21 protein-coding genes are annotated in these 25453 nt (G+C 62.8%); 10 read left to right on the top strand and 11 right to left on the bottom strand.

From position 1 onward, the window contains the following. Positions 1-169 precede the first annotated feature (169 nt). Positions 170-895, bottom strand: coding sequence for a DUF5591 domain-containing protein (locus tag FKB36_RS09690; protein WP_261597857.1), 726 nt, complete (start codon positions 893-895; stop codon positions 170-172). Between the two features lie 325 nt (positions 896-1220). Between FKB36_RS09690 and FKB36_RS09685 the strand changes: the two genes are divergently transcribed. The 4 genes from FKB36_RS09685 to uvrB all read left to right on the top strand — a co-directional run bounded on the left by FKB36_RS09685 (position 1221) and on the right by uvrB (position 8134). Continuing rightward, positions 1221-1676, top strand: a complete 456-nt coding sequence (locus FKB36_RS09685; protein ID WP_261597856.1) for a ferritin-like domain-containing protein — start codon at positions 1221-1223, stop codon at positions 1674-1676. A 178-nt stretch (positions 1677-1854) separates the two neighbouring features. Next, positions 1855-4659, top strand: a complete 2805-nt coding sequence (gene uvrA / locus FKB36_RS09680; protein ID WP_261597855.1) for an excinuclease ABC subunit UvrA — start codon at positions 1855-1857, stop codon at positions 4657-4659. Continuing rightward, positions 4656-6206 (top strand): excinuclease ABC subunit UvrC, encoded by a 1551-nt coding sequence (gene uvrC, locus FKB36_RS09675; RefSeq protein ID WP_261597854.1) that lies wholly within the window; start codon positions 4656-4658, stop codon positions 6204-6206. Before uvrA ends, uvrC begins: the two co-directional genes overlap by 4 nt. Beyond that, entirely contained in the window at positions 6203-8134 is a 1932-nt protein-coding gene (gene uvrB / locus FKB36_RS09670; RefSeq protein WP_261597853.1) for an excinuclease ABC subunit UvrB, read from the top strand. Before uvrC ends, uvrB begins: the two co-directional genes overlap by 4 nt. 481 nt (positions 8135-8615) lie before the next feature. Here uvrB and FKB36_RS09665 read toward each other — a convergent pair whose 3' ends face one another. The 3 genes from FKB36_RS09665 to FKB36_RS09655 all read right to left on the bottom strand — a co-directional run bounded on the left by FKB36_RS09665 (position 8616) and on the right by FKB36_RS09655 (position 11046). Then, entirely contained in the window at positions 8616-8837 is a 222-nt protein-coding gene (locus tag FKB36_RS09665) for a PspC domain-containing protein (RefSeq protein ID WP_074370236.1), read from the bottom strand. Between the two features lie 88 nt (positions 8838-8925). Next, the gene (locus tag FKB36_RS09660; RefSeq protein WP_261597852.1) at positions 8926-10185 is read right to left on the bottom strand and encodes a RecQ family ATP-dependent DNA helicase; all 1260 of its coding nucleotides are present in this window, start codon (positions 10183-10185) and stop codon (positions 8926-8928) included. Between the two features lie 69 nt (positions 10186-10254). Next, positions 10255-11046, bottom strand: coding sequence for an N-formylglutamate amidohydrolase (locus FKB36_RS09655; protein WP_261597851.1), 792 nt, complete (start codon positions 11044-11046; stop codon positions 10255-10257). Between the two features lie 174 nt (positions 11047-11220). Between FKB36_RS09655 and FKB36_RS09650 the strand changes: the two genes are divergently transcribed. Continuing rightward, a complete protein-coding gene (locus FKB36_RS09650; protein WP_261597850.1) occupies positions 11221-12516 on the top strand; it encodes a sodium-dependent transporter in 1296 nt (431 codons plus the stop codon). A 12-nt stretch (positions 12517-12528) separates the two neighbouring features. Here the strand turns inward: FKB36_RS09650 and FKB36_RS09645 are convergent, their stop codons facing one another. Then, positions 12529-13023 (bottom strand): redoxin domain-containing protein, encoded by a 495-nt coding sequence (locus FKB36_RS09645; RefSeq protein ID WP_261597849.1) that lies wholly within the window; start codon positions 13021-13023, stop codon positions 12529-12531. A gap of 111 nt (positions 13024-13134) precedes the next feature. On the opposite strand from FKB36_RS09645, the gene FKB36_RS09640 reads away from it, so the two are divergent. Continuing rightward, positions 13135-14451 carry a hemolysin family protein gene (locus tag FKB36_RS09640; protein WP_261597848.1) on the top strand — a complete coding sequence of 439 codons (1317 nt, stop codon included), beginning with the start codon at positions 13135-13137 and terminating at the stop codon, positions 14449-14451. Between the two features lie 493 nt (positions 14452-14944). On the opposite strand, the gene FKB36_RS09635 is transcribed toward FKB36_RS09640, so the two are convergent. The 5 genes from FKB36_RS09635 to FKB36_RS09615 form a co-directional block, all read right to left on the bottom strand. Next, a complete protein-coding gene (locus FKB36_RS09635; RefSeq protein WP_261597847.1) occupies positions 14945-15454 on the bottom strand; it encodes an FKBP-type peptidyl-prolyl cis-trans isomerase in 510 nt (169 codons plus the stop codon). Further along, entirely contained in the window at positions 15451-18645 is a 3195-nt protein-coding gene (locus FKB36_RS09630) for a tetratricopeptide repeat protein (protein ID WP_261597846.1), read from the bottom strand. Before FKB36_RS09630 ends, FKB36_RS09635 begins: the two co-directional genes overlap by 4 nt. A 300-nt stretch (positions 18646-18945) precedes the next feature. Further along, complete coding sequence (locus FKB36_RS09625; RefSeq protein WP_261597920.1) at positions 18946-19332, bottom strand: rubredoxin; 387 nt, start codon at positions 19330-19332, stop codon at positions 18946-18948. A gap of 155 nt (positions 19333-19487) precedes the next feature. Next, a complete protein-coding gene (locus tag FKB36_RS09620; RefSeq protein WP_261597845.1) occupies positions 19488-19916 on the bottom strand; it encodes a J domain-containing protein in 429 nt (142 codons plus the stop codon). A 6-nt stretch (positions 19917-19922) separates the two neighbouring features. Then, positions 19923-20327, bottom strand: a complete 405-nt coding sequence (locus FKB36_RS09615; protein WP_261597919.1) for a DUF126 domain-containing protein — start codon at positions 20325-20327, stop codon at positions 19923-19925. 37 nt (positions 20328-20364) lie between these two features. Between FKB36_RS09615 and FKB36_RS09610 the strand changes: the two genes are divergently transcribed. From FKB36_RS09610 to FKB36_RS09600, 3 genes are all read left to right on the top strand, one after another. Beyond that, on the top strand, positions 20365-21537 hold the full coding sequence (locus tag FKB36_RS09610; RefSeq protein ID WP_261597844.1) for a proteasome-activating nucleotidase: 1173 nt from the start codon (positions 20365-20367) through the stop codon (positions 21535-21537). A gap of 422 nt (positions 21538-21959) precedes the next feature. Beyond that, positions 21960-22403 carry a DUF5804 family protein gene (locus FKB36_RS09605; protein WP_261597843.1) on the top strand — a complete coding sequence of 148 codons (444 nt, stop codon included), beginning with the start codon at positions 21960-21962 and terminating at the stop codon, positions 22401-22403. Between the two features lie 207 nt (positions 22404-22610). Then, the gene (locus FKB36_RS09600) at positions 22611-23207 is read left to right on the top strand and encodes a GNAT family N-acetyltransferase (RefSeq protein ID WP_261597841.1); all 597 of its coding nucleotides are present in this window, start codon (positions 22611-22613) and stop codon (positions 23205-23207) included. 429 nt (positions 23208-23636) lie between these two features. Here the strand turns inward: FKB36_RS09600 and FKB36_RS09595 are convergent, their stop codons facing one another. Further along, on the bottom strand, positions 23637-24875 hold the full coding sequence (locus tag FKB36_RS09595) for a proteasome-activating nucleotidase (RefSeq protein WP_261597840.1): 1239 nt from the start codon (positions 24873-24875) through the stop codon (positions 23637-23639). A 30-nt stretch (positions 24876-24905) separates the two neighbouring features. Here FKB36_RS09595 and FKB36_RS09590 point away from each other — a divergent pair, with 30 nt between their 5' ends. Continuing rightward, positions 24906-25424: a multiprotein bridging factor aMBF1 gene (locus FKB36_RS09590; protein ID WP_315901835.1), complete on the top strand. Its 519-nt coding sequence runs from the start codon at positions 24906-24908 to the stop codon at positions 25422-25424. Positions 25425-25453 lie beyond the last annotated feature (29 nt).

The raw sequence follows: 25453 nt of genomic DNA, 5'->3' as shown, positions 1-25453 counted from the left end.
GTGCTCAAGCTCCGGTTCTACGAACCGTCGTACTCCCCGTCAGCCCCTTCCCCGGGGTGATAGCCCCACGAAATCATACCTGAGACGCAATCAGAAGGTCACGCATGAGTGGTGCTGGTGCGAGCACCGTTAGGCGCGAGGCAGGGAGACCCGCACCCTCTTTCCCAAATCACGCCCTCGCCGGCCCCCGCCGCTCCGGGCAGCCTTCCAGAGCCGTCGTGTCCCCGGCGCGTATCTCCCCCGCCAGTTCCTCAAGCCCCTCGCGGAACTCGTCGATATAGCCCTGCATCGAGAGGCTGCCCTCCGGGAAGGGGCAGTCGATATCGTAGAGCCGTTCGATCATGGGGTCGGAGGGGAGCAGGTCGACGGCGATCCCGGTCGCTTTCGAGGCCTCGACCATGGCTTTTCGGAACGGCCCGATGCAGTAGGCGAGCCGGTGGCGGTAGGTCTCCCGGGTCTTCTCGAGGTAACCCTTCAGCCGGTAGACCTCGATCCGGTGGAAGTCCCGCCGGATTCGCTCGTCCGTGGCCTTGCCGAGCATGTAGTGGTAGTTCCGGTAGGGGTACATGCACTCGAGCTCCGCGGGAACTGTCCCGCAGGTCCCGAAGATGACGATATGGTAGTCCGCCGGGGCAAGGACGCCGTCGATGATCCGCCGGAAGAGCTTGTGGCTCGGGCTCTGGCTGTAGGGTTTCCGCACGGCACAGGGGAGGAAGAGGCCGATCTCTCTTGGCGCAACGACGTAGTCGTCGATGATGAACCGGTAGGCGTCCTCGAACTCGTTGCGGTAGAACGGCGGGTCGAATATCTCGATCGGGTTCCCGTGCCGGTCCTGCACGACCTCGACGACCCGCCGGGGAGCGCCTCCTCCCCGCACTATCCGTTCCTCCTGCATGAAAAAACCTCCCCCATCGTAGATAGAAGGTTGGACCGGGAATTGCAAAAACCTCTCCCCTTCAAGGGTTGGTGTCCGGATTGCCCCGGGCCCAGAAGATGCGGATCGCACCCGGGAGCGCACCGGCAGATGCGGTGGAGAACCGCATCATGAAGGCTCTCCTGATGCCCCTTTCGCCCACGGGAGCGCTGGTGCAGCCAGAAGCCGGGTTAGAGGGAAAGTATAAATGCCCGTATTCCCAATTAAGTTTAGTTCGTTAAATCGCGAACTAAGTGTGCAGCCGGTCCCGTGGCCGCATTTCTCAACAAAAGAGGAGATGAAAAATATGGATTCCAAAGAATTCCAGAATATTATCACAAACGCCATCGACAGCGAAGTAGAGTCGTATACCTTCTACAAGTCGGTCGCCGACAGGGCGAAGGATGCAAACCTGAGGACGATCTTCCTCGACCTTGCTGATGAAGAGAAGGGGCACCGGGAGTACCTTCAGGCCCTGCTGCTCCGTGACGCAAAGCAGATGCACTTTGTCGCGGCCAAAGACTACAAGATCACCGACTCCATCGATGCACCCACGCTCTCGGTCGACATGAAGCCGCTCGACGGTCTGTTACTCGCCATCAAGAAGGAACTGCAGGCCGCCCAGATGTACAAGCAGCTTGGCGCCGCCTCCGCGGATGCAGAACAGAAGATGGTCTTTGTCCAGCTTGCAAACATGGAGATGGGTCACAAGGCACGGCTCGAAGATATCTACACGAATATGGCATACCCCGAGGCGTGGTAATCGCCACCGCCTCACAACACCCTTTTACATCACCTCTCCTCACAGGGCGGGTCCGAACAGAGCTTGTTCTCTCTCACCGGGACGGTCCCGATCCCGGGCGAAACGTCAAGTTAGTATTTAAAAATTTTGGATCACAAACGGCTATGAGCTCAGAAGATCAATTTATCAGGGCAGGAAAATGAAGAAGATCGTCATCAAGGGGGCGCGGGAGCACAACCTCAACAATATCACCGTCGAACTCCCGCGCGACCGGCTCATCGTCCTCACCGGCGTCTCCGGGTCGGGGAAATCCACGCTTGCCTTCGATACCATCTACGCCGAGGGGCAGCGGCGCTACGTGGAGTCGCTCTCCGCTTATGCACGGCAGTTCCTCGGGCTGATGCAGAAACCGGACGTCGACAGCATCGACGGGCTCTCGCCCGCCATCTCCATCGAGCAGAAGACGACGTCGAAGAACCCCCGGAGCACCGTCGGCACGGTCACAGAGATCTACGACTACCTGCGGCTCCTCTTCGCCCGGATAGGGACGCCGTTCTGCCCGGAGCACCATATCCCCATCGAGGCGCAGTCACCGGAGAAGATCGCCGACCATATCGTCTCCACGATGGCAGGGACAGTCACCATTCTCGCCCCGGTCATCCGGCAGAAGAAGGGAACCTACCAGCAGGTCTTCAAAGACCTCAACCGGGAGGGCTACGCCCGGGTCCGGGTCAATGGGGATATCCACCGGACGGACGAGGAGATCACCCTCGAGCGCTACCGCAAGCACGACATCGACGTGGTCATCGACCGCCTCTCCGTCGACGAGCGCTCAAGACTCGTCGAGGCGATCGAGAACGCCCTTGCAAAGTCCGAAGGGCTCGTCATCGTCGTCGACGAGGACGGCAACGAGGAGACCTGCTCGGCGCTCATGGCCTGCCCGATCTGTGGGATTGCATTCGAGGAACTCCAGCCCCGGATGTTCTCTTTCAACAGCCCGTTCGGCGCGTGCGAGGAGTGCAACGGGCTTGGGTTCAGGATGGAGTTCGATCCGGACCTGATCATTCCGGACAAGAGCAAGTCGATCGCCGAAGGCGCCGTCATGCTCTACCGGAACTTCCTCGACGGCTACCGGAGCCAGTACCTCGGCGCCGTCGCGAAACACTTCGGGTTCTCGGTCCTGACGCCGATCAAGGATCTCACCGAGCAGCAGTACAACGCCCTGATGTTCGGCTCACCGGAGCACCTCCGCCTCTCGATGCAAACCCGGAACGGGGACTCATGGTCGCACTCCGGGACGTGGGAGGGCCTCGCCCCGCAGGCCGAACGGCTCTACCACCAGACCCAGTCGGAGTATCGCCGCCATGAACTCGAGAAGTTCATGAGGATCCTCCCCTGCCCGAAGTGCGAGGGCAGGAGGCTCAAAGAGAAGGTGCTTGCCGTGAAGGTCGCCGGGAAGTCCATCGTCGAGGTCACCGACCTCTCGGTCACGGGAGCGCGCTCGTTCTTCCGGACGCTGGACCTCACCGAGACCGAGCGCGAGATCGCAAAACAGGTCTTGAAGGAGATCGCCGCCCGGCTCGAGTTCCTGGAGCAGGTCGGCGTCGGCTACCTGACCCTCTCGCGGAGCGCAGGCAGCCTCTCGGGCGGGGAAGCGCAGCGGATACGCCTCGCGACGCAGATCGGGTCGAACCTCACGGGGGTGCTCTATGTCCTCGACGAGCCCTCCATCGGGCTGCACCAGCGCGACAACCGGAAACTCCTCGAGACCCTGCAGCACCTCCGCGACCTCGGCAACACCCTCGTCGTGGTGGAGCACGACGAGGATACCATCCGGAGCGCCGACTGGGTCGTGGACATGGGGCCCGGAGCCGGGCTCCACGGCGGCGACATCGTCGCGGAAGGGCCGCCGGACGCCATCGCGGCAAACCCGGCATCGATCACCGGCCGCTACCTCTCCGGCGATCTCAGGATCGAGGTTCCTGCTTCTCGTCGGAGGAGCGACCGGTTCATCAGGCTCTCGGGCTGCCGGGAGAACAACCTCAAGGGCATCGATGCGAAGATCCCCATCGGCGTCCTGACGGTCATCACCGGTGTCTCGGGATCGGGGAAGTCCACGCTCATCTACGAGACGCTTTACCGAGCGCTGATGCAGAAACTCCACGGTTCACGGGAACTTCCGGGGAAGCACGACAGCCTCGTCTTCGACGACGACCTGGACAAGGTGATCGTCATCGACCAGAGCCCCATCGGGCGGACGCCGCGCTCGAACCCGGCGACCTACACCAAGGTCTTCGATGAGATCCGGAAGGTCTTTGCCGAGACGAAGGAAGCGAAGGTCCGGGGCTACAAGCCCGGCCGGTTCTCGTTCAACGTCAAGGGCGGGCGGTGCGAGGCCTGCCAGGGTGAAGGTCTCATCAAGATCGAGATGAACTTCCTCCCCGACGTTTACGTCGAGTGCGAGGAGTGCAAGGGGGCGCGCTACAACCGCGAGACCCTCGAGGTGAAGTACCGGGGCAAGTCCATCGCCGACGTCCTCGACATGAGCGTCGAGGAGGCGCTGGCCCTCTTCGAGAACGTCCCCTCGATCAGGAACAAACTCGATACCCTTGCACGGGTCGGGCTCGGTTACATCAAACTCGGCCAGAGTTCCACCACCCTCTCGGGCGGCGAGGCGCAGCGGATCAAACTGACCCGCGAACTTGCAAAGCGGGCCACGGGGAAGACGATCTACCTCCTCGACGAACCGACGACCGGGCTGCACTTCCACGACGTGAAGAACCTGATCGCCGTCCTCGACGACCTTGTGGCGCGGGGGAACACGATGGTGGTGATCGAGCACAACCTGGACGTCATCAAGTCCGCCGACCACATCATCGATCTCGGCCCCGAGGGTGGGGATGCCGGCGGTGAGGTCGTCGCGACGGGGACCCCCGAGGAGGTCGCTCTGGTTGAAGGGAGTCACACGGGTGCGTTCTTAAAGGAGATCCTCAAGAAACCATGATCGACCCCCAGAGTCTTCCAACCGAGCCCGGATGCTACCTTTTTTCGGATGATGAGGGCACCATCATCTACGTCGGGAAGGCGAAGAACCTGAAGCGGCGCGTATCGAGCTACTTCTCCCGGCACGACCTCGACCCGAAGACGCGATGCCTCGTCGCCGCGATCGCCTCAATCGACTTCATCGTCACCGACACCGAGGTTGAGGCGTTCATCCTCGAGAACACCCTGATCAAGAAGCACCAGCCGAAGTACAACATCGACTTGAAGGACGCGAAGCGGTACGCCTACATCCACGTCACCGACGAGACCTATCCACGGATTCACACCGTCCGCCAGCCCGACGAGAACGGCCGCTACTACGGGCCGTTCGTCTCCGCACGGGAGCGCGAGGACCTCCTTCGGCTCTTGAAGACGCTCTTCGGGCTCCGGTCGTGCCGGCGCCTCCCCCGCCGCCCGTGCCTCCGTGCGCATATCGGTTCGTGCAGCGCCCCCTGCACGGGAAGAATCGGCGAGGACGAGTACCGGGAGCGGGCGAGAAGGGCGGAGGCCGTCCTGAAAGGGGATATCGCCGGGCTCATCCGGACGCTCCGCGAGGAGATGGCAGCCTTGGCAGAGCGGCAGGAATATGAGCGGGCGATGGAACTCCGCGACCAGATCGCGGCACTCGAGGGGCTGCGCGAACGCCAGCACGTCGACCGGCAGAAGACCTACAACGAGGATATCGTCAACTATATCGTGAGCGAAGGAACCGTCTTTCTGATGCTCTTCAACGTCGACCGGGGAACGCTCTCGGGGAAGCGCGAGTACACCTTCGACGAGACGGAGGGGTTTCTCGAGGAGTTCCTCGCCCGCTACTACGCCGACCACGAACCGCCGCAGGAGGTGATCCTGCCCGTTCCGGTCGACGACGCCGTCGCCGGCTACCTCTCGCACCTCCGGGGCGGCAAGGTCCGGGTGGTCGTGCCGCAGCGGGGCGAGAAGAAGAACCTGCTCGACCTGGTCAGGAAGAACGTGGAGATCGCGTTCTTCGGCGACCGGATCAAACTGGACGAACTCAAACGCCGGTTGCACCTCCCGAACCTCCCGGTCGCGATCGAGTGCTTCGATATCTCTCACCTCTCCGGGACGGCGATGGTGGGCTCGATGGTCCGGTTCCTCTGGGGGAAGCCCGACAAACGGAACTACCGGCGCTTCCGGATACGGACGGTCGAGGGTATCGACGACTTCGCGGCCATCGCCGAGGTGGTCAGGCGCCGCTACTCGCGGCTCCAGAAGGAGGGGGGCGAACTCCCCGACCTGATCCTGACCGACGGCGGGAAGGGGCAGCTTGCGGCGGCAACCACCGTGCTGAGAGACCTCGGGATCAGAGTCCCGATCGCGGCGATCGCGAAGCGCGAGGAGGAGATCTTCGTGCCGGGCTTCTCCCACCCCCTGCCGCTTGAGCGGCACGAGAAGGCGTCGCTCTTCCTCCAGGAGATCCGCGACGAGGCGCACCGGTTCGCGATCACGTATCACAGAACCCTGCGGAAGAAGACGGTGGCACCATGACGGCATTTCAACTGAAGGCGGAGTTCAAGCCGACCGGATCGCAGCCCGACGCGATCCGGAAACTCAGCGACGGGCTCGCCCGGGGCGAGCAGTTCCAGACTCTCCTCGGGGTCACGGGCTCAGGGAAAACGTTCACGATAGCAAACGTCGTCGAGGAGGTCCAGAAACCCACCCTCGTCATCGCGCACAACAAGACGCTCGCCGCGCAGCTCTACAACGAGTTCAGATCCTTCTTCCCGGAGAACCGGGTGGAGTACTTCGTCTCCTACTACGACTACTACCAGCCCGAGTCCTACATCGCGAAGCGCGACCTCTACATCGAGAAGGATGCCCAGATCAATCCGAAGATCGAGCAGATGCGGCTTGCGGCCACCGCGTCGGTCCTCTCCCGTCCCGACACCATCATCGTCGCCTCGGTCTCCTGCATCTACGGCCTCGGGAACCCCGCGAACTTCCAGGGGATGGGGTTCGAGGTGAAGGTCGGGGACCGGATGCGGCGGGACGATATTATTCGGAGGCTCATCGATATCCAGTTCGAGCGAAACGAGATGGAACTCATGCCGGGCCGGTTCCGCGTGAAGGGCGACACCATCGATATCATCCCCGGCTACTTCAACAACATCATCCGTGTCGAACTCTTCGGGAACGAGATCGACCGGATCAGCGAGATCGACAAGAACTCGGGAGAGCGGCTCGAGGCGATGGACTACTTCTTCGTCTACCCTGCCCGCCACTTCGTCGCCCCCGACGAGGTGAAGGAGCGGGCGATCGTCTCGATCGAGCAGGAACTCGAGGAGTGGCTCCCGAACCTCGGCATGCTCGAGGCACACCGCCTCCGGCAGCGGACGCTCTACGACATCGATATGATCCGCGAGACCGGGACCTGCAAGGGGATCGAGAACTACTCCCGCCACTTCGACGGGCGAAAGGCCGGGGAGAAGCCCTACTGCCTGCTAGACTACTTCCCCGAGGACTTCCTGATGGTGATCGATGAGAGCCACCAGACCCTGCCCCAGGTCAGGGGGATGTACAACGGCGACTACTCGCGGAAGAAGTCGCTCGTGGAGTACGGGTTCCGGCTGCCGTCGGCCTTCGACAACCGGCCGCTGAAGTTCGACGAGTTCTCGGCGGGCTACATGAGAAGCGCTATCTTCGTCTCGGCGACCCCCGGCGACTACGAACTGAAGCGTTCGAGCGTCGCGGAGCAGATCATCCGGCCGACGGGGCTCGTCGATCCTGCGGTCGAGATCCGGCCGATCGAGGGGCAGATCCCGAACGTGATGGCGGAGATCCGGGCCACGATCGATCGCGGCGACCGTATACTGCTGACGACCCTCACGAAACGGCTCGCCGAGGAACTCTCGGAGTATCTCGCCGACCAGGGGATCAAGACCCGCTACCTCCACTCGGAGATCGAGACCATCGAGCGGACGGAGATCATCCGGCAGCTCCGGCTCGGGAAGTACGACGTTCTCGTGGGGATCAACCTCCTGCGGGAGGGGCTCGACATCCCCGAGGTCGGGTTCGTCGGTATCCTCGACGCCGACAAGGAGGGGTTCCTCCGCGACGCGAGGAGCCTCGTCCAGACCATCGGCCGGGCCGCCCGGAACGTCAACGCGAAGGTCGTGCTCTACGCCGACACCATGACCGACTCGATCAAGAAGGCGATGGCCGAGACCGGGCGGCGGCGGGCGATGCAGCTTGCGTACAACGCAGAGCACGGGATCACACCGCAGACGATCAGAAAGCCGATCCGCGAGAAAGAGGTCGATATTACCGATATCAAGCATGTCCCGAAGTCCGAAGTCCCGAACCTGATCATCGAGCTCGAGGCCGATATGCGGGAGGCGGCGGAGCGCCTGGAGTTCGAGCGGGCGATAGCGCTGCGGGATATGATCAAGAGGCTGCAGGAGGGGAAGGGACGGTAGAGGGGCAGACCGTCGAAGCCACAGACTGTATAAGGGCTGTGATGGTGAAGGAAGCAATCGCCTTCCGCTGGTGAGTGAAACTGACGCACCGGGAGGTGTCAAGGTTCCATCGGGCGTTCGTCCGTACACGGCTTTCCAGTGGTTATCGCCACGCACTGCCCCCGCCCCGCAGGGGCGGGGGAGGAGGCCGGAGGCCGGGCGGGGTGGGGATCACGGGTCAACCTTACGTGGTAGAGACAGGGGAGGGGGGATGCTCCCCCCTCCCCGTCAGCCCCACCCCCGGTGGCGATGCTCCCACGGTCCACTGTATTGGGCTTTAAACTCCGGAGGTGAGTCCCGCATCACCGGCACGCACGGCCTGCTCCCCTCAGCGGAAAAAACGGGCGCAGCCTCTCAAATGTCTGTTCTTGTACCTGACGGTGCTCAGGCTCAGTTCCTGCGGAACCTCGCCACTCAAACTCCGACCCTTCGGCCCGTCGCTCTACGCTTCGCCGAACGTCCCCACCGGCCGCGCCTGCCCCTCCTCGGGCAGGAGAATCCAGAGCAGGATGTAGATGATGATCCCTGGGAAGAATCCTGTGGGCACGGTGAAGATGATCCAGATCACCCGGATGACGTTCGGGTCGATCTCAAGATACTCTCCTATGCCGCCGCATATCCCGGCTATCCACCGGTCGGTCGTCGAACGGGTTAATCTTTTCATGACCAAGCTCCGTGAATGCTCATGCTACCATCCCGGTAATAGATGTTTCTTTCACAGGAGGAAGAGGAGGACGGAATGTCCCGGTGTTTCATCCCGACGCCGGACGGACAGCACCGCGCTTCCGGCGCCCGGCGCGGGGACGGGCCTTGCCGGCCGGAGCACAGGCATCGCACCCGTTGCAGGGTTCCTTGAAGTGCTCCCCGAAGTAGGCGAGGAGCCGCTCCCTCCGGCACCCCGGTGCGGTGCAGTAGTCAACCATACTCTGGAGTTTCGCGCGTGCGACCTCGCGCTGGAACTCGGATGCAAGATCGCGGTCGATGAACGATCTGAGGCGCCGCGCATCGTCGTCGCTGTAGAAGAGGATGCAGTCGCTCTCGTTGCCGTCCCTCCCCCCCCGGCCGCTCTCCTGGTAGTAGGCCTCAAGAGTCTTCGGCATATCGTAGTGGACGACGAACCGCACATCTGACTTATCGATCCCCATGCCGAACGCGCTCGTCGCGCAGACGACCGGAACCTTCCCGCCGATGAACCGGTCCTGCGCCTCTGCCCGGGCTCCCGCCGTCATGCCGGCATGGTAGGGAAGCGCCGGAATACCGGCGGTGCGGAGCCGCGCCGCGAGCGTCTCGGCCCCCTCCCGGGTCGCGACGTAGACGATCCCGGCATCTCCTCTCCGGCCCTGAAGATAGGAGCGGAGCTGCTCGTACGCGTCTTCCTCCTTTCCGACGACGGTGTAACTGAGGTTCTTGCGGTTGAAACTCCCGACGTAGACCGACGGGTCCGTAAGGTTGAGCTGCCGCGCGATGTCGTCGCGGACGTCCGGGGTCGCGGTCGCCGTCAGGGCAACCATCGGCACACCGGGGAACCGCTCCTTGAGGACCGCGAGCGACCGGTACTCCGGGCGGAACTGGTGCCCCCACATCGATATGCAGTGCGCCTCGTCGACCGCGATCAGCGTGACCGGAAGGGACGCCATCAGGTCGAGGAAGTCGTCGCCGACCGCCTTCTCCGGCGAGACGTAGAGGATCTGGATCAGGCCCTCGTTGAGTTCCGAGAGGATTCGCCGTGTCGCGGCGTAGGAGCAGGAGGAGTTGAGCGCTTCCGCACCGATCCCGCGGGCCTGCAGGTCGTCGACCTGGTCCTTCATCAGCGCGATGAGCGGCGATATCACCAGCGTGACACCCTCGCCGATGAGCGCCGGAACCTGGTAGCAGAGCGATTTCCCGCCTCCGGTCGCGAGCACCGCGAGGACGTCGCGCCCGCCGAGGAGATCGCGGATGATCTCCTCCTGGTATGGGTTGAACGCAGAATGCCCGAAGTAGCGCTGGAGTATCAGGTGCAGGCGATCCATCAGTATATATGGGTACTCTACCGGCATAGTATCTTCGGCCGGAAAAATCTGGCCTGATTCGGCAGTTTCTCACCCCGAAACCACGTCCCAGAACCCGGTGAGGGCTGAGAAGATCCTCTCCCGGAGTTCGGCGAGGTCTGCCTCGTCGGCCTCGCGCTCTTCGGTCTCGTAGAGGCCGCGGTTGATCTCGACCTGAACCCAGGGAACCCGCCGTTGGCGATAGTGCGCCACCGATATGAACCCGCCCCGGAAGGGGTCGTTCATCGCAACCCGGCCCTCGCCGTCGAACTCCGCCTGAAACGACCGGGCAAGCGCCTGGAGCCACTCCGGGGGGCAGGTCACAAGACCGCCCGGCCTCTTCGGTCTCCCGTTCCGATCGCCCCGGTTGCTCAGGCAGAAGAGCGGGCGGGGGCGTCCGGCGTCCATCCTGACCGGCGGCGATCTCGGCAGCATGCTGTGGCAGTCGAAGGCGACCCCGATCGGCCGGGTATCGAGCACCCCGGCCAGCCGTTTGTGGAAGGGGTGGTAGTAGTTCTGCAGGAGGGTTCCTATCAGTTCCCTGTCGGGCGTCTGCCCGTTCTTGAAGACCGGGGTTCCATCCTGCGTGATGACCTTGACCACGCCATCCTGGGCCCGCGGCGGGTAGTCGTAGGGCGCCCGGTTGGTATCGACGAAGACTCTTGAGACATCGAAGTCGACCAGCGCCTCCACCCTATCGTCGAACCCGTAGATGCAGCGGGTATGAGGATCGCTATTGAAGACGATCTCCTTTCGCGTGAGGTTGATGAGACCGCGGAGTTCGGGCGGAACGACGGTGCCGCCGTGGGGGATCGAGACGAGGAACGGGTACCTGCCGTTCACGCTCGCTCCTCCCTGCCGGGGTCTCTCTGGGAACCGACGCTCATGCGACTTTCGACCACATTCGTATGGGGGCACCCGCTACAAAAGTGCAGTGGTCGCGGTGCCGGCACAGATGCATATAAAGGCGGAGCGCCTTCTTACCCTGGAGGAGACCGTCTCCAAACGGTGAGTGATATGGAACGGGAGCAGTGGTCGTCAACCCCGGGGTTCATCCTCGCCAGCATCGGCTCGGCTGTGGGTATAGGGAACATATGGCGGTTCCCCTACATCGTGGGCGAGAACGGAGGCGGCGCGTTCCTTGTCCCGTACCTGATAACTGTCTTCCTCTTCGGCCTCCCCTTGATGGTGCTGGAACTTGCCATCGGCCGTTCGACAGGGAACTCGGTCGTCTCTGCCTTCCGCTCGATACAGCAGCGATTCGCCGCGGCAGGCCTCTTCATCGTCGCCGTCGTCAGCCTGATCCTCGGCTACTACATCGTGATCGCGGGCTGGGTGCTCGCGTACGCCTTCTTCTTCACTCTCGGCCGGCCGGTGGAGTTCGGTGCGTTCACCGGCTCCTACCTCCCGCTCATCTTCTTCCTCCTCTCGGGGCTCGCGGTCTACGTGACGGTGCGTTCCGGGGTCAGGGAGGGGATCGAGAGACTCTCCCAGTATCTCATCCCGGCCCTCTTCGCGATCCTCCTCTTCCTCGTGGTCTTCTCGCTCACAGAGCCCGGAGCGGCCGAGGGGATCGAGTTCTACCTCTCCCCCGACTTCTCGAGGCTGGCCGACCCCGGGGTCTGGATCGCGGCCTTCGGGCAGGCCTTCTTCTCGCTCTCTGTTGGTATGGGCATCATGATCGCCTTCGGGAGTTATCTCGGGAAAGGGCCGCTCTTTCGGAACGCCACCATCATAGCCGTCGCTGATATACTGGTTGCAGTCCTTGCCGGGCTCGCGATCTTCCCTCTCGTCTTCACCGCGGGCCTTGACCCCGCGGCCGGGGTGAACCTCGCGTTCATCACCCTTCCTGCGGCCTTTATGGAGATCCAGTATGGCATGCTGCTCGGAGCGCTCTTCTTCGTGATGCTCTTTGCTGCGGCGCTCACATCAGCGGTCTCCATGCTCGAAGTCCCGGTGGCGACGCTGATGGACTCCTACGGCTACCCCCGGAAGCGCGCCACGCTCCTCGTCTTCGCCGCGATCCTGCTCCTCGGGCTCCCGCCCGCTCTCAGTTACACCGCCCTGAACCTCGAGGTCTTCGGAATGCCCTTCCTCGACCTCGCCGACTATGCATTCGGGACAATCGGCCTCATCGTCGCCGGGCTGATCGTGAGCGTCGTCGGAGGATGGTTCATGAGCCGCACCCGGATCTGCACGGAGATCGGCGGATGCGAGTGGCAGCAGAGAGCCTATATGGCGCTCATCCGCTACGCCGTTCCGGCGGTCCTTGTGATCACGCTCATCGGGAGCCTCTTTTTGGTTGCGGGATGACGTAACGCCGGGCTACGCCAGCGGCATCTCCTCTTCCCGCCTGCTCCTCTCGTGCGCCTGGAGGGCGCCCTTGACATCCTGCATATCGGGCATCGTCGTCGCCGGATATTCCGCGGCGAATATGACGCGTCCAACCTCGTCGATGACGATGTTCGCCCGCCGGGCGTAGCCCTTTGTGCCGTCGAAGACGTCATACATCTGCGCCACCTCACCGTGCGGCCAGAAATCCGCAAGGAGCAGGGTCTTCTTGATACTGAGGCTCCCTGCCCACGCCCGTTTGCAGGGGACGGAGTCCACGCTGATGCCGAGGGCAACGGCACCAAGTTCCTCGAACGCCTCCCTGTTTACTTCGAGCGCCTTCATCTGTTCAGCACAGATCCGGGTCCATGCCAGCGGATGAAACGAGAGGACAACCCGTCTCCCCGAAAAGCCCGACAAGCGGACGGTGTTCCCGTTCTGGTCCGGCATCGAGAAATCCCTGGCCTGCTCTCCGAGTTCGATCACCATGTATCACCGGACGGGACTCCGCCCCGGCGACGATAAATATTTCCTGCGAACGCCCCTCTCTCTGCCGGGAAGTCCGCAGGTTTAAGACTCCTGCCGGTAGAGGGTATTACAATGCCTCTGGCCACCGATATCGCGATCATCGTCCTGCTGATACTTGCAAACGGCTTCTTTGCGATGACGGAATTCGCAATAGTCTCTGTTAAAAAATCGCGCCTGGAGAAGAAGGCGGCGGACGGCGATCTCGGGGCTGCAACCGCCCTCGACCTTGCCGAGGACCCGACACAGTTCCTCTCCACTATCCAGGTCGGCATCACCACCATAGGGATCATCTCCGGGGCTTTCGGCGGGGCAACCCTCGCGGGACCCCTTGCAGAGATCTTTGCCGGTGTTCCCCTGCTTGCCCCATACAGCGGCCCGCTTGCGGGCGTAACCGTCGTCGCCGCCATCACCTATCTGACGCTTGTGATCGGCGAACTGGTACCAAAAAGGGTGGCCATGACCAACGCCGAGCGGATCGCATCGGCGGTCTCGCGCCCGATACGGCTCCTCTCCCTGGTCGTCACCCCCATCGTCAGGGTGCTGAGCATATCGACCGAGGCGGTCCTTACGGCGCTCCGGGTGCGCACGCCCTCCGGGCCGGAGGTCACCGAGGAAGACGTCAGGGTCCTGCTCGGTCAGGCCACCCGGGCCGGCATCTTCCAGGAGGCGGAACAGGATATGGTGGAGAGCGTCTTCCGCCTCGCCGACCGGCGGGTCAGCGTGCTGATGACCCCGCGGCCCGATATCGTGGCCCTGGACGTGGAGGACCCGGCCGCAGAGAACTGGGAGATCATGGAGGAATCCGGGCATATCTACTTCCCGGTCTACCGCGAGCACCTGGATAACCTGCTCGGCATCGTCTCCGTCCGCGACCTCTGGGCACGGACGATCTCGGGCGAGCTTCCCGACCTCGCAAAGGCGATCAAACCTGCTCTCTTCGTGCCTGAGAGCGTCCTTGCACTCACGGTCCTTGAAAGACTCAAGACCTCCAGAGCACGAATCGCCCTTGTCACCGATGAGTACGGGAGCATCCAGGGACTGGTCACCATCCACGACATCATGGAGTCGATCGTCGGGGATATCCCGTCGGCAGAGTACCCGCCGGAGGGCGCGGCGGTTCTCCGTGAAGACGGTTCGTGGCTGCTCGATGGGCTGCTCCCGATCGATGAGTTCCATGACCTCTTTGATGCAAGAACGCTGCCCGGAGAAGGACGCGGGTACTACCAGACGCTCGGCGGGTTCGTGATGATGTATCTTGAGCGGACGCCGAACACCGGAGATTGGTTCACCTGGAACGATCTCCGGTTTGAGGTCGTTGATATGGACGGTCACCGGGTCGATAAGGTGCTCGTGACCCCCGCGGGTGCCGGAAAAGAGATGGAAGAGTGACTTTTGGCCTCATAGAAATCCTCTCTGGAAAGCCGTTGATTGCGTCCCGGACACAGGGTCGGGGGGACTGCACGACTCGCACCTGACGGCTTCATATACTTCGGACATTGCCCGTCGCACCTTCGGCCAGTCGTGCTCACATAGCATTCGCACGGATTTCATGGGGATATCGCCACGCACTGCCCGCCCCCCTGGGGGGGCGGGAGGAGCGCGAAGCGCGGGCGGTGGGGGGTTACACGCGTCCTTCCTTAAGGGATGGAGACAGGGGAGGGGCTGCACCCCCTCCCCGTCGTCGGCCCCACCCCCATGGCGATACTCCCACGGAAACCGTGCTATATCACGAGGACTCAGCAGATTTGAAGGGGGTAACACCAGCACCGGAGATGCAAGATGCGCAGTCTCCTTGATATCCGTGCCGGTGTGGGCGGAGAAAAGTGAAGTTCGTTCCTGGGACGACGCTCCAGAGAGAGTTCCAAAAAATGTTGAGTGATCCCTACACGATCTCGACGAGGCTGACGGTGAACGTGAGGTCGATGCCGGCAAGGCGGTGGTTCGCATCGACGGTGACCGCATCTGCCGATATGGCGACGACCCTTGCGGGCAGCGCCTGCCCGCCCTGCAGGGACAGCCGGACCTGATCCCCGACCTTCAGGCTCTCCACGCCGTCAATCCCGGCAGGGTCGAGGGCAAAGACGAGGTCTTCGCGGTACGGCCCGTAGGCCCGGTCTACAGGAACATGGAGGGTCTTCTCCTCTCCGACCTGCATCCCGACGACACCCTCATCGAACCCCCGGATCATCGCACCGGCACCGACGGTGAACCGGAGCGGCTCGCCCCCGGCGGAACTGTCAAAGACCGTTCCGTTCTCGAAGGTGCCGGTGTAGTGGACCTTCACGATATCGCCGGGTTTCACCCGGGCCGCTTCGTCGCCGCCTGCAATGCAGCCCGAAGAAAGGATACACGCTATCAGCATCAGGACGCCGAATATCCGCCTGTCTCTCATTCTTTCCCTCCGTTATCGAGCGCCGTCTTGAAACACTCCACCGCATCGGCAAACCTGCCCTGCTTATCAAGTGCTCTCCCTTTCAGATACCATGCCCGGGCGTGACGGGGTTCGGCATCGAGAACGCGATCGAAGCACTCGGCCGCCCGGTCGGGTTTGCCGAGGTGGCCGAGAGCGAGCCCCTTCGCGAGCCAGGCATGCAGGTCTCCTCCGCCCAGTTCGACGGCCCGGTCGAACGCTTTGACGGCATCTTCGTGTCGTCCCAGCGCATCCTTGAGTACCCCGGCCGCGCTCCAGACGGCTGCGTTCTTCGGGTCGATCGAGAGCGCTTTCTCGTAGCTCGCGAGGGCGTCGTCGTACCTGCCCACCTTCTCGAGCACCGCCCCCCGCATGAAGAGCGCGGCGGGATTCCTGTCCTGAAGGACGATGATCTTGTCGATCGACCTGACCGCCTCCTCATAGCGCCCGAGGTGGATGAGGGCCGACGAGCGGGCGTGGAGGGTCTCGATGCTGGTCGGTTCCCGGTCGAGAACCCGCGTGTAGGCGGCAAGGGCATCCTCGTACCTGCCGGCCTTCTCGTGGGCCTCACCGAGCCTTCGCAGGGTGAGAACGTCGGCCGGATCGGCCTTGATCACCTTCTCGAAGCACCCCACCGCGTCGGCGTAGCGGCCGAGCCACATGAAGATCTCGCCGCGCCGCTGCCAGGCAGCCCGGTTCTCCGGGCTCGCCTCGACGATGCTGTCGGAACACTGGAGTGCCTCCTCGTAGCGCCCCATGCGCAGGAGGGCGCTCTCGAGGGTGTACCATGCTTCGGTGTCGCGTTCGTCGCCTTCGAGCACCAGTGCGTACTGTTTGATCGCGTCGCCGAACCTCCCGTCCCGTTCGAGCGCCATACCGAACGCCATCCTGGCGTCGCGGTCGTCAGCCGAGTTCTTCAGATAACGCTCGTATGCTGCCGCCGCCTCTTCGTGCCTGCCGACAGCTTCGAGCATATCCGCCCTGAGCCTTGCGACCGTGGCGTTCGAGGCGTCGGCGGCGAGCACCCGGTCGCAGCACTCGATCGCCTTCTGGTGCCTTCCGAGCCGCGCGAGCGCGACCGCGAGCGCGAAGCAGGCGCCGGTGTCTTCCGGCCGGCCTTCGGCGACTTTTGCGTAGCACTCCGCTGCATCCGCATACTGCCCCATCCTCTCCAGAGCCCTGCCCCGGTTGAACCAGGCAAAGAAGTTCTCCGGGTCGGCAAGCGTGGCCTCCTCGAACCGTCCGGCGGCCTCTTCGTACCGCCCGAGCACGGTGAGAACAAACCCGAGGTTTACCGGGTATCCCCCGGCTTTCGGGTCGGCCGCAAGGAGGTCTTCGTAACATCCGGCGGCTGCGTCATAGCGGCCGAGGGCCTCGAGGATCCGCGCCTTCCGGAGCAGCGTCCCGGCCTCATTGGGACTCTTCAGCCGGTCGATGGACCCGAGCGCCTCTTCGTAGCGCCCGAGGCGTTCGAGCGCCGTGCTCCGGCCGAGCAGAGCGGCACGGTCGACCGGGTAGACCGAGAGCGCCCCGTCATAGCAGGCGAGCGCCTCCTCGTAGCGCCCGAGGTGCATGAGCGCCTCTCCCCTGCCGATTCCTCCTGCCACATCGGTGGGATTGACGTTGAGGAGGGCTTTGAACGTCTCTGCCGCCTCCGTATAGCGGGCGAGGGCGAGGAGGATCTCACCCTTCCGGTAGAGGAGATGGGGTTCGTCCCCGGCTCCCTGCACCGAATCGAGGCCTGCCAGCGCATCGTCGTACCTGCCGAGGTTCACGAGCGCGTCCGCTTTCATCGACCCGACGACGGTGTTGTGCGGTTCTTCCTCGAGAACCGCATTCAGGCAGCGGGCGGCCTCCTCATACCTGCCGAGGTGGAGGAGCGCGGTGCCGCTCCGTTGCAGGACGGAGATGTTTTTGGGATCAGCCTCAAGGAGGCGCTCGAAGTCCTTCTGCGCCTCAGCATATCGCCCGAGGTGGAGGAGCGCGGTTCCCCGGCAGGTATAGACGAGTTCGTTGAGCGTATCGAACTTCAGCGGTTTCTGCTTCCGGGGCGCTCCTGTTCCGTCCCGCTCGAAGAGCGCAAGGTCGCTCTCGCTCCCGATCCACTTCATCCCGGTCGTCGCCCTGCTATCGAGCACGCGGTCGAACGACCGGATCGCCTCGGCATACTGGCCGAGGCAGAAGAGCGCCATGCCACGGGAGTACCAGACCTGGACCTGACCCTGGTCGTGCTTCAGGATATGGTCGAAACTCTTCACCGCCCGGTCGTAGCGGCCGAGGGTGTCGTAGACCATCCCCATGGAGTAGCGCACCGGAAGGTGATCCGGGTCGGCGAGAGCGACTTTCTCGAAGCATTCCAGGGCATCGGCGTGCTTTCCTGCGCGGAGAAGCATCGAACCCCGGTGGTACCAGGCCGGGGTGTTCCCGGGCTCGAGGGCAACGATCCCGGCATAACAGCCGGCGGCCTCCTGGTATTGGCCGAGTTGTTCGAGCGCCCGGGCCTTGCCGTAGAGCGCGTCGATCTTTTCCGGTTCCGTATCGAGCACCCGGTCGAAGATGCCGGCGGCTTTCGAGTAATCGCCCTGGTCGAGGTATGCCGCCCCGATGCGGGCGAGCATATCGGTGCCGCCGGGTTTCGCCCTGACGACCTTCTCAAGGCATGCCACCGCTTCCCGGTAGTCGCCGGCCCGCTCGAACATCCTCCCGCACCTCTCCCGCAGGACGATGTTTTCCGGGTCTCCCGCCAGTGCCCGCGTGTAGGCCGATGCCGCGTCGGCATACCGCCCGAGCCTCTCAAGCATCTCCCCCTGCCAGTATGAGGCATTCGCGTCCGCGGGATTCGCTTCGACGATCCGCGCGAAACACCCGGCCGCCTCCTCGTACTCGCCGGTTCTGGCGAGGATATGCCCCAGCATCCGGAGCGTCCCGGCATCGCCGGGATCCGCCTCGAGGGCCTTCCTCAGCCACCCGGCGGCTTCACTGTCCCTGCCGAGACCGGCGAGCGCCCGCCCCATATGCAACCGGGCGAAGGTATTTTCAGGTTCTATCTTGAGCGCCTTCTCGAAGCTCTTCACCGCCTCGCCGTAGTTTCCGGCCTCGAACTGAGAGGTTCCCTGCTGTATCGAGGGGTTTGCATTCTTCCCCTGCCCCAGAATATTACTGAAGAAATCCATCCAAGATCATCTGCCGCTGCTCGTTTGATACGCGATCGTTCAACGCCACATTCTCCGTGGGGGCTGCCCGTAACGGAGGCAGCCGGCCTCTTCTAACGTTGGTGCGCCGGCCGGTATTTGAAAGGGCCGGTTGTGAGTGAACGGACTGACTCAGGGTATAATGGGTGTCGGGGATTCATAAAAGAGTACTGCCGCAAAAATCCGGTATCGTGCCGGGGTGCCGGATCCCCTTGCAGATCGTGGGACCTCGGCCGGCACGGTTCGGCTCCGGGAGAGAGGGGAGAGGGTCTCCCTGCCCCGTCAGACGTCCAGGATGGGTTCGAACTGCGCTTTGCCGACCGGCCCATGGAAACTCGTGATCTGCGGGTCCATCCCGCAGATCGGGCATACGTAATCTTCCGGCAGATCCTCGAATGCGGTGCCCTTCGGATAACCGCGGAGCGGTTCGCCGCGCCTGTTGTCGTAGACGTAACCGCAGATCTTGCAGACGTACCTGGTCGGCTCCCAGAGTTCGAATCCCCACTTCCCGATCTGCCCCTTTCCGGTCGCGCCGCAGACCGGGCATACGTAGTCCTCCGGCAGGTCTTCAAACGCGGTACCCGCCGGAGTGCCGCGGTGGGGTTCGCCCCGGAGGGGGGAGTAGATGTAGTTGCAATACTTGCAGCGGTATCGCTTCACTTTCTCCATCGGCATCACGTTCACCTCAGGCTCGTTACCCGGACGAAGGCGGTTTTACCTGATAAGGTTTCCCGTGGTTCGACGGGGTCTCTCTGGATCATCCGCTCATCGCTGTATGCGATGCCGATCCTCTCCCGGAGGGGATAGCCCGATAAAAATGGTTTTCAGGAGTCGTGCCGTCGTCTGCTTCCTGATACGACACGAACGAGGAGCGACAGGACGAGGATGAAGGCGATCAGGACTCCCCCGAGAAAGAGGATAAGCGCGACGCCGAGCCTGCCTGTCCAGGAAGTCGGTGTCTGCCCGCTCCACGAGAACCCTTGCGTCCAGACAGTCTGCCCGTCGGGGCGGTACCGCTGGAACGGGTCATGCGGCCCGGCTATGCCGCCACGGAGAGCGAGGTCGTAGCGCGCCCGGGCATCGGGGTCGATCAGCGTCTCATAGGCCTGCTGGATCGCGATGAACCGCTCGCCCGCGTCCGGGTCGTGGTTTATGTCCGGGTGATACTGTTTGGCAAGCCTCCGGTAGGCAGCCCGGATCTCGTCGGGCGCAGCGTCGGGAGAGAGACCCAGGATATCGTAGTGCGTCTCCATGGCGCCTCACGAAACTTCGTCGCAGGAGACCTCGCCCGCATCCCCGTTCACCGTCACCGTGGTGCCGGGCGGGAGGCGGGAGAACTCCCCCGGGAGGCGGTCGACCATGGGGATCTCCGCGATGATCGCACCGACCGCGATGATCGGTTCGGCCTCGGCGTTGATGATCGCCGCAGGAGCGAGCCCGTTCTGCTTCAGCGCGTAGATCACGTAGGATCCGACCGTCGAGCCCTTCCCGTACGGGAAGGCCAGCACCCGCCCGGCGACGGATTGGCCTTCGAGCGGGTGGCCGTGCTCGACGACGATGCCGGTCTCGGGGTCGACGCCCGAGAGGAACGATATGGGTTCGGACGAGACGAGGAGTTCTCCGGTTCCGATACCCCGGGATATGCTTCTGCCGTGCACGATCATACCAACCACATTATAATGTGATTGGAGAACCAACTATATGAGTGACATGGACGAAACCATTGGCAGCACTCCCGGCAGTGAGCACGACATGCTTACTCTCCAGATCCAGGACCTGAAGGCGCAGATCCTGGACTACAAACTCAAGAACGAGTTGCTGGAGAAGGAGCTCCTGCAGCTTCGAAAAGAGAACGCCCAGTTAAAGCGGGTGCCGCTGTTTGTTGCCGCTGTGGTCGATGTACTTGAGAACGGCGAAGTCTATCTCCGGCAGCAGGGCAACAACCAGGAATACGTGACCACGGTCAACGAGAAGCTCCATCGCACCCTCAAACCCGGAATGAAGGTCGCGGTGAACAACACCCTCTCCATCGTCAAGACGATCGGCAACACCTTCGATGCCAGGGTCAGGGTCATGGAACTCGACGAGCAACCGAGCGTGACGTTCGAGCAGGTCGGCGGCCTGAAGGAGGAGATTGAGGAGGTCCGGGAAGCGGTCGAATACCCGCTCACGAAGCCCGAGATCTACGAACGTGTGGGCGTGGAGCCCCCGAAGGGCATCCTCCTCTACGGCCCGCCCGGCACGGGGAAGACCCTGATCGCGAAGGCGGTTGCCCGCCAGTCGAAGGCCCGGTTCATCAGGATGTCCGGGAGCGAGCTCGTCCACAAGTACATCGGGGAGGGCGCGCAGCTCGTGCGCGAACTCTTCATCCTCGCCCGGGAGCGCGCCCCGGCGATCGTCTTCATCGACGAGATCGACGCGATCGGGAGCATGCGGACGAACGACGGGACCTCCGGAAGCGCCGAGGTCCAGCGGACGCTGATGCAACTCCTGGCCGAGATGGACGGGTTCGGGAACCGCGGCAACGTCCGGATCATGGCGGCGACGAACCGGATCGATATGCTCGACCCGGCGCTTCTGCGCCCCGGCCGGTTCGACCGGATCATCCAGGTCCAGCTGCCGGATGCCGGAGCGCGCCTTGAGATCCTGAAGATCCACACCGCGAAGATGACGCTCGCCGAGAGCGTTGACCTCTTCGAGATCGCGGAACTCGCCGAGAACACCACCGGCGCCGAGTTGCAGGCGATCTGCCGTGAGGCCGGGATGATGGCGATCCGGCGGGACGGCGATGCCGTCGAGCGCGAAGACTTCCTCGCGGCGATAAAGAAGGTGAAGCGCGAGGTTGCGGCGCCGGACAGCCGGATGTATCTCTGAGGGGAACCACTCTTCCCCGCCAATCTTTTTTGTCCGCAACCTGCCGCCGGAGTATGAAAGGGGGCATCCGGATGCCGAACGGGTTCGAGGATTTCCGGGCTGCTCGCATATCGAAATCCAAAGTTCTGCCAGTTGCAGGCATGATACATGGATTCCGAGGGAGTATCGCCATTGGGGAGGCGGCTCGCGGGGAGGGGGGTCTCCCCCCCTGTCTCTACCTCATAGGGAGTATCTGTAAGCCCCACCCCACCCGGCCTTCGGCCCGCCCAAGGGGCGGGGGCAGTGCATGGCGATATCCCCATGGTCCAGCGTACCGGGCTTTACCATAGTTTATGACTTAATTTCTCTCAGACTCCCACCGACGAAGCCCCGGGCAGATCTCGAAGGAAACCTTATCGACCTCGCGCGCCTACAATAATGCAATGAACGTCCTCCTCATTCAGTCGGAGGGTGTTGACCTCTACGCCACCCTGCTCAAGTCCGAGACCAGCAGAGGCGTTCTTCGTTTTTATCAGCCTGATCGGCTGGAATACGGCATACGCATCAGAACGGCATCGCTCGGGAGCGCTCTTGCTCTCGTCTCCGAGCTCCGGTGGTACATCCAGCGCTACGTTGAGGAAGTTCTCTTCGAGCCCGTGGAAGGCATATTCTGTTCGTCCGGGCTTGCCCGGCAGATCTACGAGCGGGATGTGATGCCCGCGGAGCCGTGGGCATACCGCTGTCTCTGCCGGATCGCGGGCGACCGGATGATCGACACTATATGGATGGACGAGGGCGCGACACAGGAGGCGTATGCCGACCGGACGGAGCCTGAGGATACGGTGCTCGAGGTCTGGTGCACCGAAGAGGAGTACCCGGAAAAGTAGGACGGCGAAGGTTGATTGCCGTCGGCACCCGCGCCAGGCAGCAAGGCAGGTAGCAAGGGCCGTATGCCCGCCTCTGCTCCCGCGTATGCCCCGAAGGCGTGATCGTGATGCTGCCCGGCGCGTGGAATCCCGGTTGATATTCGGCCTTCATGAATATCGGTGCCCGGGTATCGTGCCCTTATATGCGGGGAGCTCGAAGACAGGTACATGCAGTTGAGCTGGATCGGCGCAGACCTGAGGTTCTCCTACTGCACCGAGCACGACCTTCCCGAGATATCCCGGATGCTCGCAAAGGAGTCGGTCTGCAGGTGGCTCTTCTTCGGGCCGAACACGGAAGAGGAGACCCGGTCTTACTTCCTCCCCCTGATCGAGGAGATACAGGAGGCGCTCGCAGAGGGGAGGACGCCGGAAGATCATGTCTTCACGATACGACTGAAGCATTCCGGGGAGTTCGTCGGGCAGTGCGCACTCCTGCCGGTCGACTTCAGCCCGGGATCGTACCTGATCGGCTACCAGCTCGACGATACCTGCTGGAGAAGAGGCTACGGCACCCTGGCCTGCACCTTTCTGGTCTACTTCGCGTTCACCGTCCTCGGCGGTTACCGGCTGAACGGCGACACCGTTGCCGATAACACGGCATCGCGGCGGGTGATGGAGAGGTGCGGCTTTGTCCAGGAGGGTGTCCAGAGGCAGTACTGGCATGCCGGGGGCGGGTATTACGACCGCGTGATATTCGGCCTCCTCGCGAGCGATCTTGCCCCGGAACGTCTTTCGAGACTGGGGGAGACGTTCACAGCGGCATGATGGCTGACCATGCACGGATATACCGCCCCTGTCGGATCCCTGTTTCGGTTCAGAAGGTCACCTCTACCTGTCCTGGATGACTGTAGCCCCCCACCCCGCCCCTCGGGGCGGGGGCAGTCATGGCGATACCCAGTGGGAAGCCGTGTCCCGGGAGCGACCCGAAATCTCGTTCTTCCCCAGAATCTCCCCGTGCAGTGGACCGTGGGGGTATCGCCACTGGGGGTGGGGCCGACGGGGAGGGAGCAGGCCCCCTCCCCTGTCTCCACCTGATTCAAGGAAAACACTAGCCCTCACCCCGCCCGGCTTCCGCCCTCCTCCCCCTTCCTGCAGGGGCAGGGACCGTACGTGGGATATCTTTCGGAATCCGTGTTTGGGGTGCAATCGACGAAAGGATCGCGGCAAAACTGTCATTCAAAAAAGAGGTGTCCTTCAGGCGAACATCTCGCCGAAGGTGGTATGGAAGTGGTGGCGGTCGAAGTCCACCGAGAGTTTGTCGATCGCCTTCAGGAAGTCTTCGCTGTTGACCGTATCGCGCTCCATCCTGATGGCGAACATCCCTGCCTCCATGCATATCGCCCGGAGGTCGGCGCCGTTCTTGCCCTCGGTGAGCCTTGAAACCTCCGCGAGGTTGACGTCCTCGCCGATGCTCATGTGCTGGGTGTGGATCTTCAAGATCGCGAGCCTCCCCTGGTGATCGGGGAGCGGGATCTCGATCATCCGGTCGAACCGGCCCGGGCGGAGGAGGGCGCGGTCGAGGATATCGATCCGGTTCGTCGCCGCGACGATCTTGACGTCGCCCCGGTTGTCGAAGCCGTCCATCTCGGCCAGGAGCTGCATCAGCGTCCGCTGGACCTCGCGGTCGCCGGAGGTGGTCGAGTCGTTCCGGTGCGCGCCGATCGCGTCGATCTCGTCGATGAAGATGATCGACGGCGCTTTCTGCTTCGCAAGGTCGAAGAGTTCCCTGACCAGGCGGGCGCCCTCCCCGATGTACTTCTGCACCAGTTCCGAGCCGACCACGCGGAGGAAGTGCGCGTTCGTCTGGTGGGCCACTGCCCGCGCGAGGAGGGTCTTCCCCGTGCCGGGCGGGCCGTAGAGGAGAACGCCCTTCGGCGGGGAGATGCCGACCTTCTCAAAGAGCTGCGGCTTTGTCAGGGGGAGCTCGACGGCTTCCCGGATCTCCTCGATCTGCGCTTCAAGGCCGCCGATGTTCTCGTAGTTCTCCTCGGGGGACTCCACCAGTTCCATGCCGTAGATCTGCGCGTCGTAGCTCGTGGGGAGCACGTCCACGATGGCGAGGGACTGCTGGTTGAGCGTACAGCGCACACCCGGTTTGAGGAGATCGGGGTCGATGAGCTGGGACGTACGGACCAGGAACCGCGGCCCTGCGCTGCTTCGCACGATCACGCGGCTGTTGTCGATAACGTCGGTAACTGTTCCGATCACGAGAGGAGGGCTTCTGAGCTGCTCGATCTCGCTCTTGAGTTTCCTGAGTTCCCGCTCGTAGCGGATCTTCTGGGTCTCAACGTATCGTTTTTCGGACTCCATCTGGCGGAACTGCTCGCGTAGCTCCAGGTTCCGGTTTTCGAGGTTCGTAATCCGTTCCAGGAGATACTGGTAGATGTCTTCACCGGTATCCTTCTCTGGTGCCTGCCGAGCGATATCTCCCATGGGTCTCCTCGATTAATTATATAGGTTAAAATGAATATAAAATTGTTTGCGAGACTTATGCAGTGCGAACTATGCGGCGTTCCTATCACGGGGCCGTCGAAAACTATCCAGATCGAGGGTGCAGAACTCTGTGTCTGCGTTCGATGTGCGAAACACGGTACAGAAGTCCAGCAATCGCGCCGAAGAGGTGCTCCGCAGGCAAAGCCAGGAATTGCCGCCCCCCAGGCCCCCCGGAGGAGGGGCCGGGACGTCTTTGACCTGATGGAAGGAGAACTCGTCGAAGATTACGCCGACCGTATCCGGGCAGCCCGGGAGGAGAAAGAGTGGTCCACGCTCGATCTTGCACAGGAGATCAAGGAGCGTGAGATCCTGGTCAAGAAGATCGAGAAGGGCGACCTCATCCCCGAAGACGACGTCCGGAAGAAACTCGAGAGAGCACTCAATATCAGGCTGATCGACTCGGCCGAAGACGGTGCCTCCACAGGCGGACCCGGCCGGGTGACCATGACCGTCGGCGACGTCATATCGTTCAAGAAGAGCCGGAAATAAGACAAACCGCCATATCTTTTTTCGCCGGC

It is taken from the genome of Methanoculleus formosensis (assembly GCF_025384765.1).
In the GTDB taxonomy this organism is placed as follows: domain Archaea; phylum Halobacteriota; class Methanomicrobia; order Methanomicrobiales; family Methanoculleaceae; genus Methanoculleus; species Methanoculleus formosensis.
This window is presented reverse-complemented; position numbering and strand designations above follow the sequence as displayed.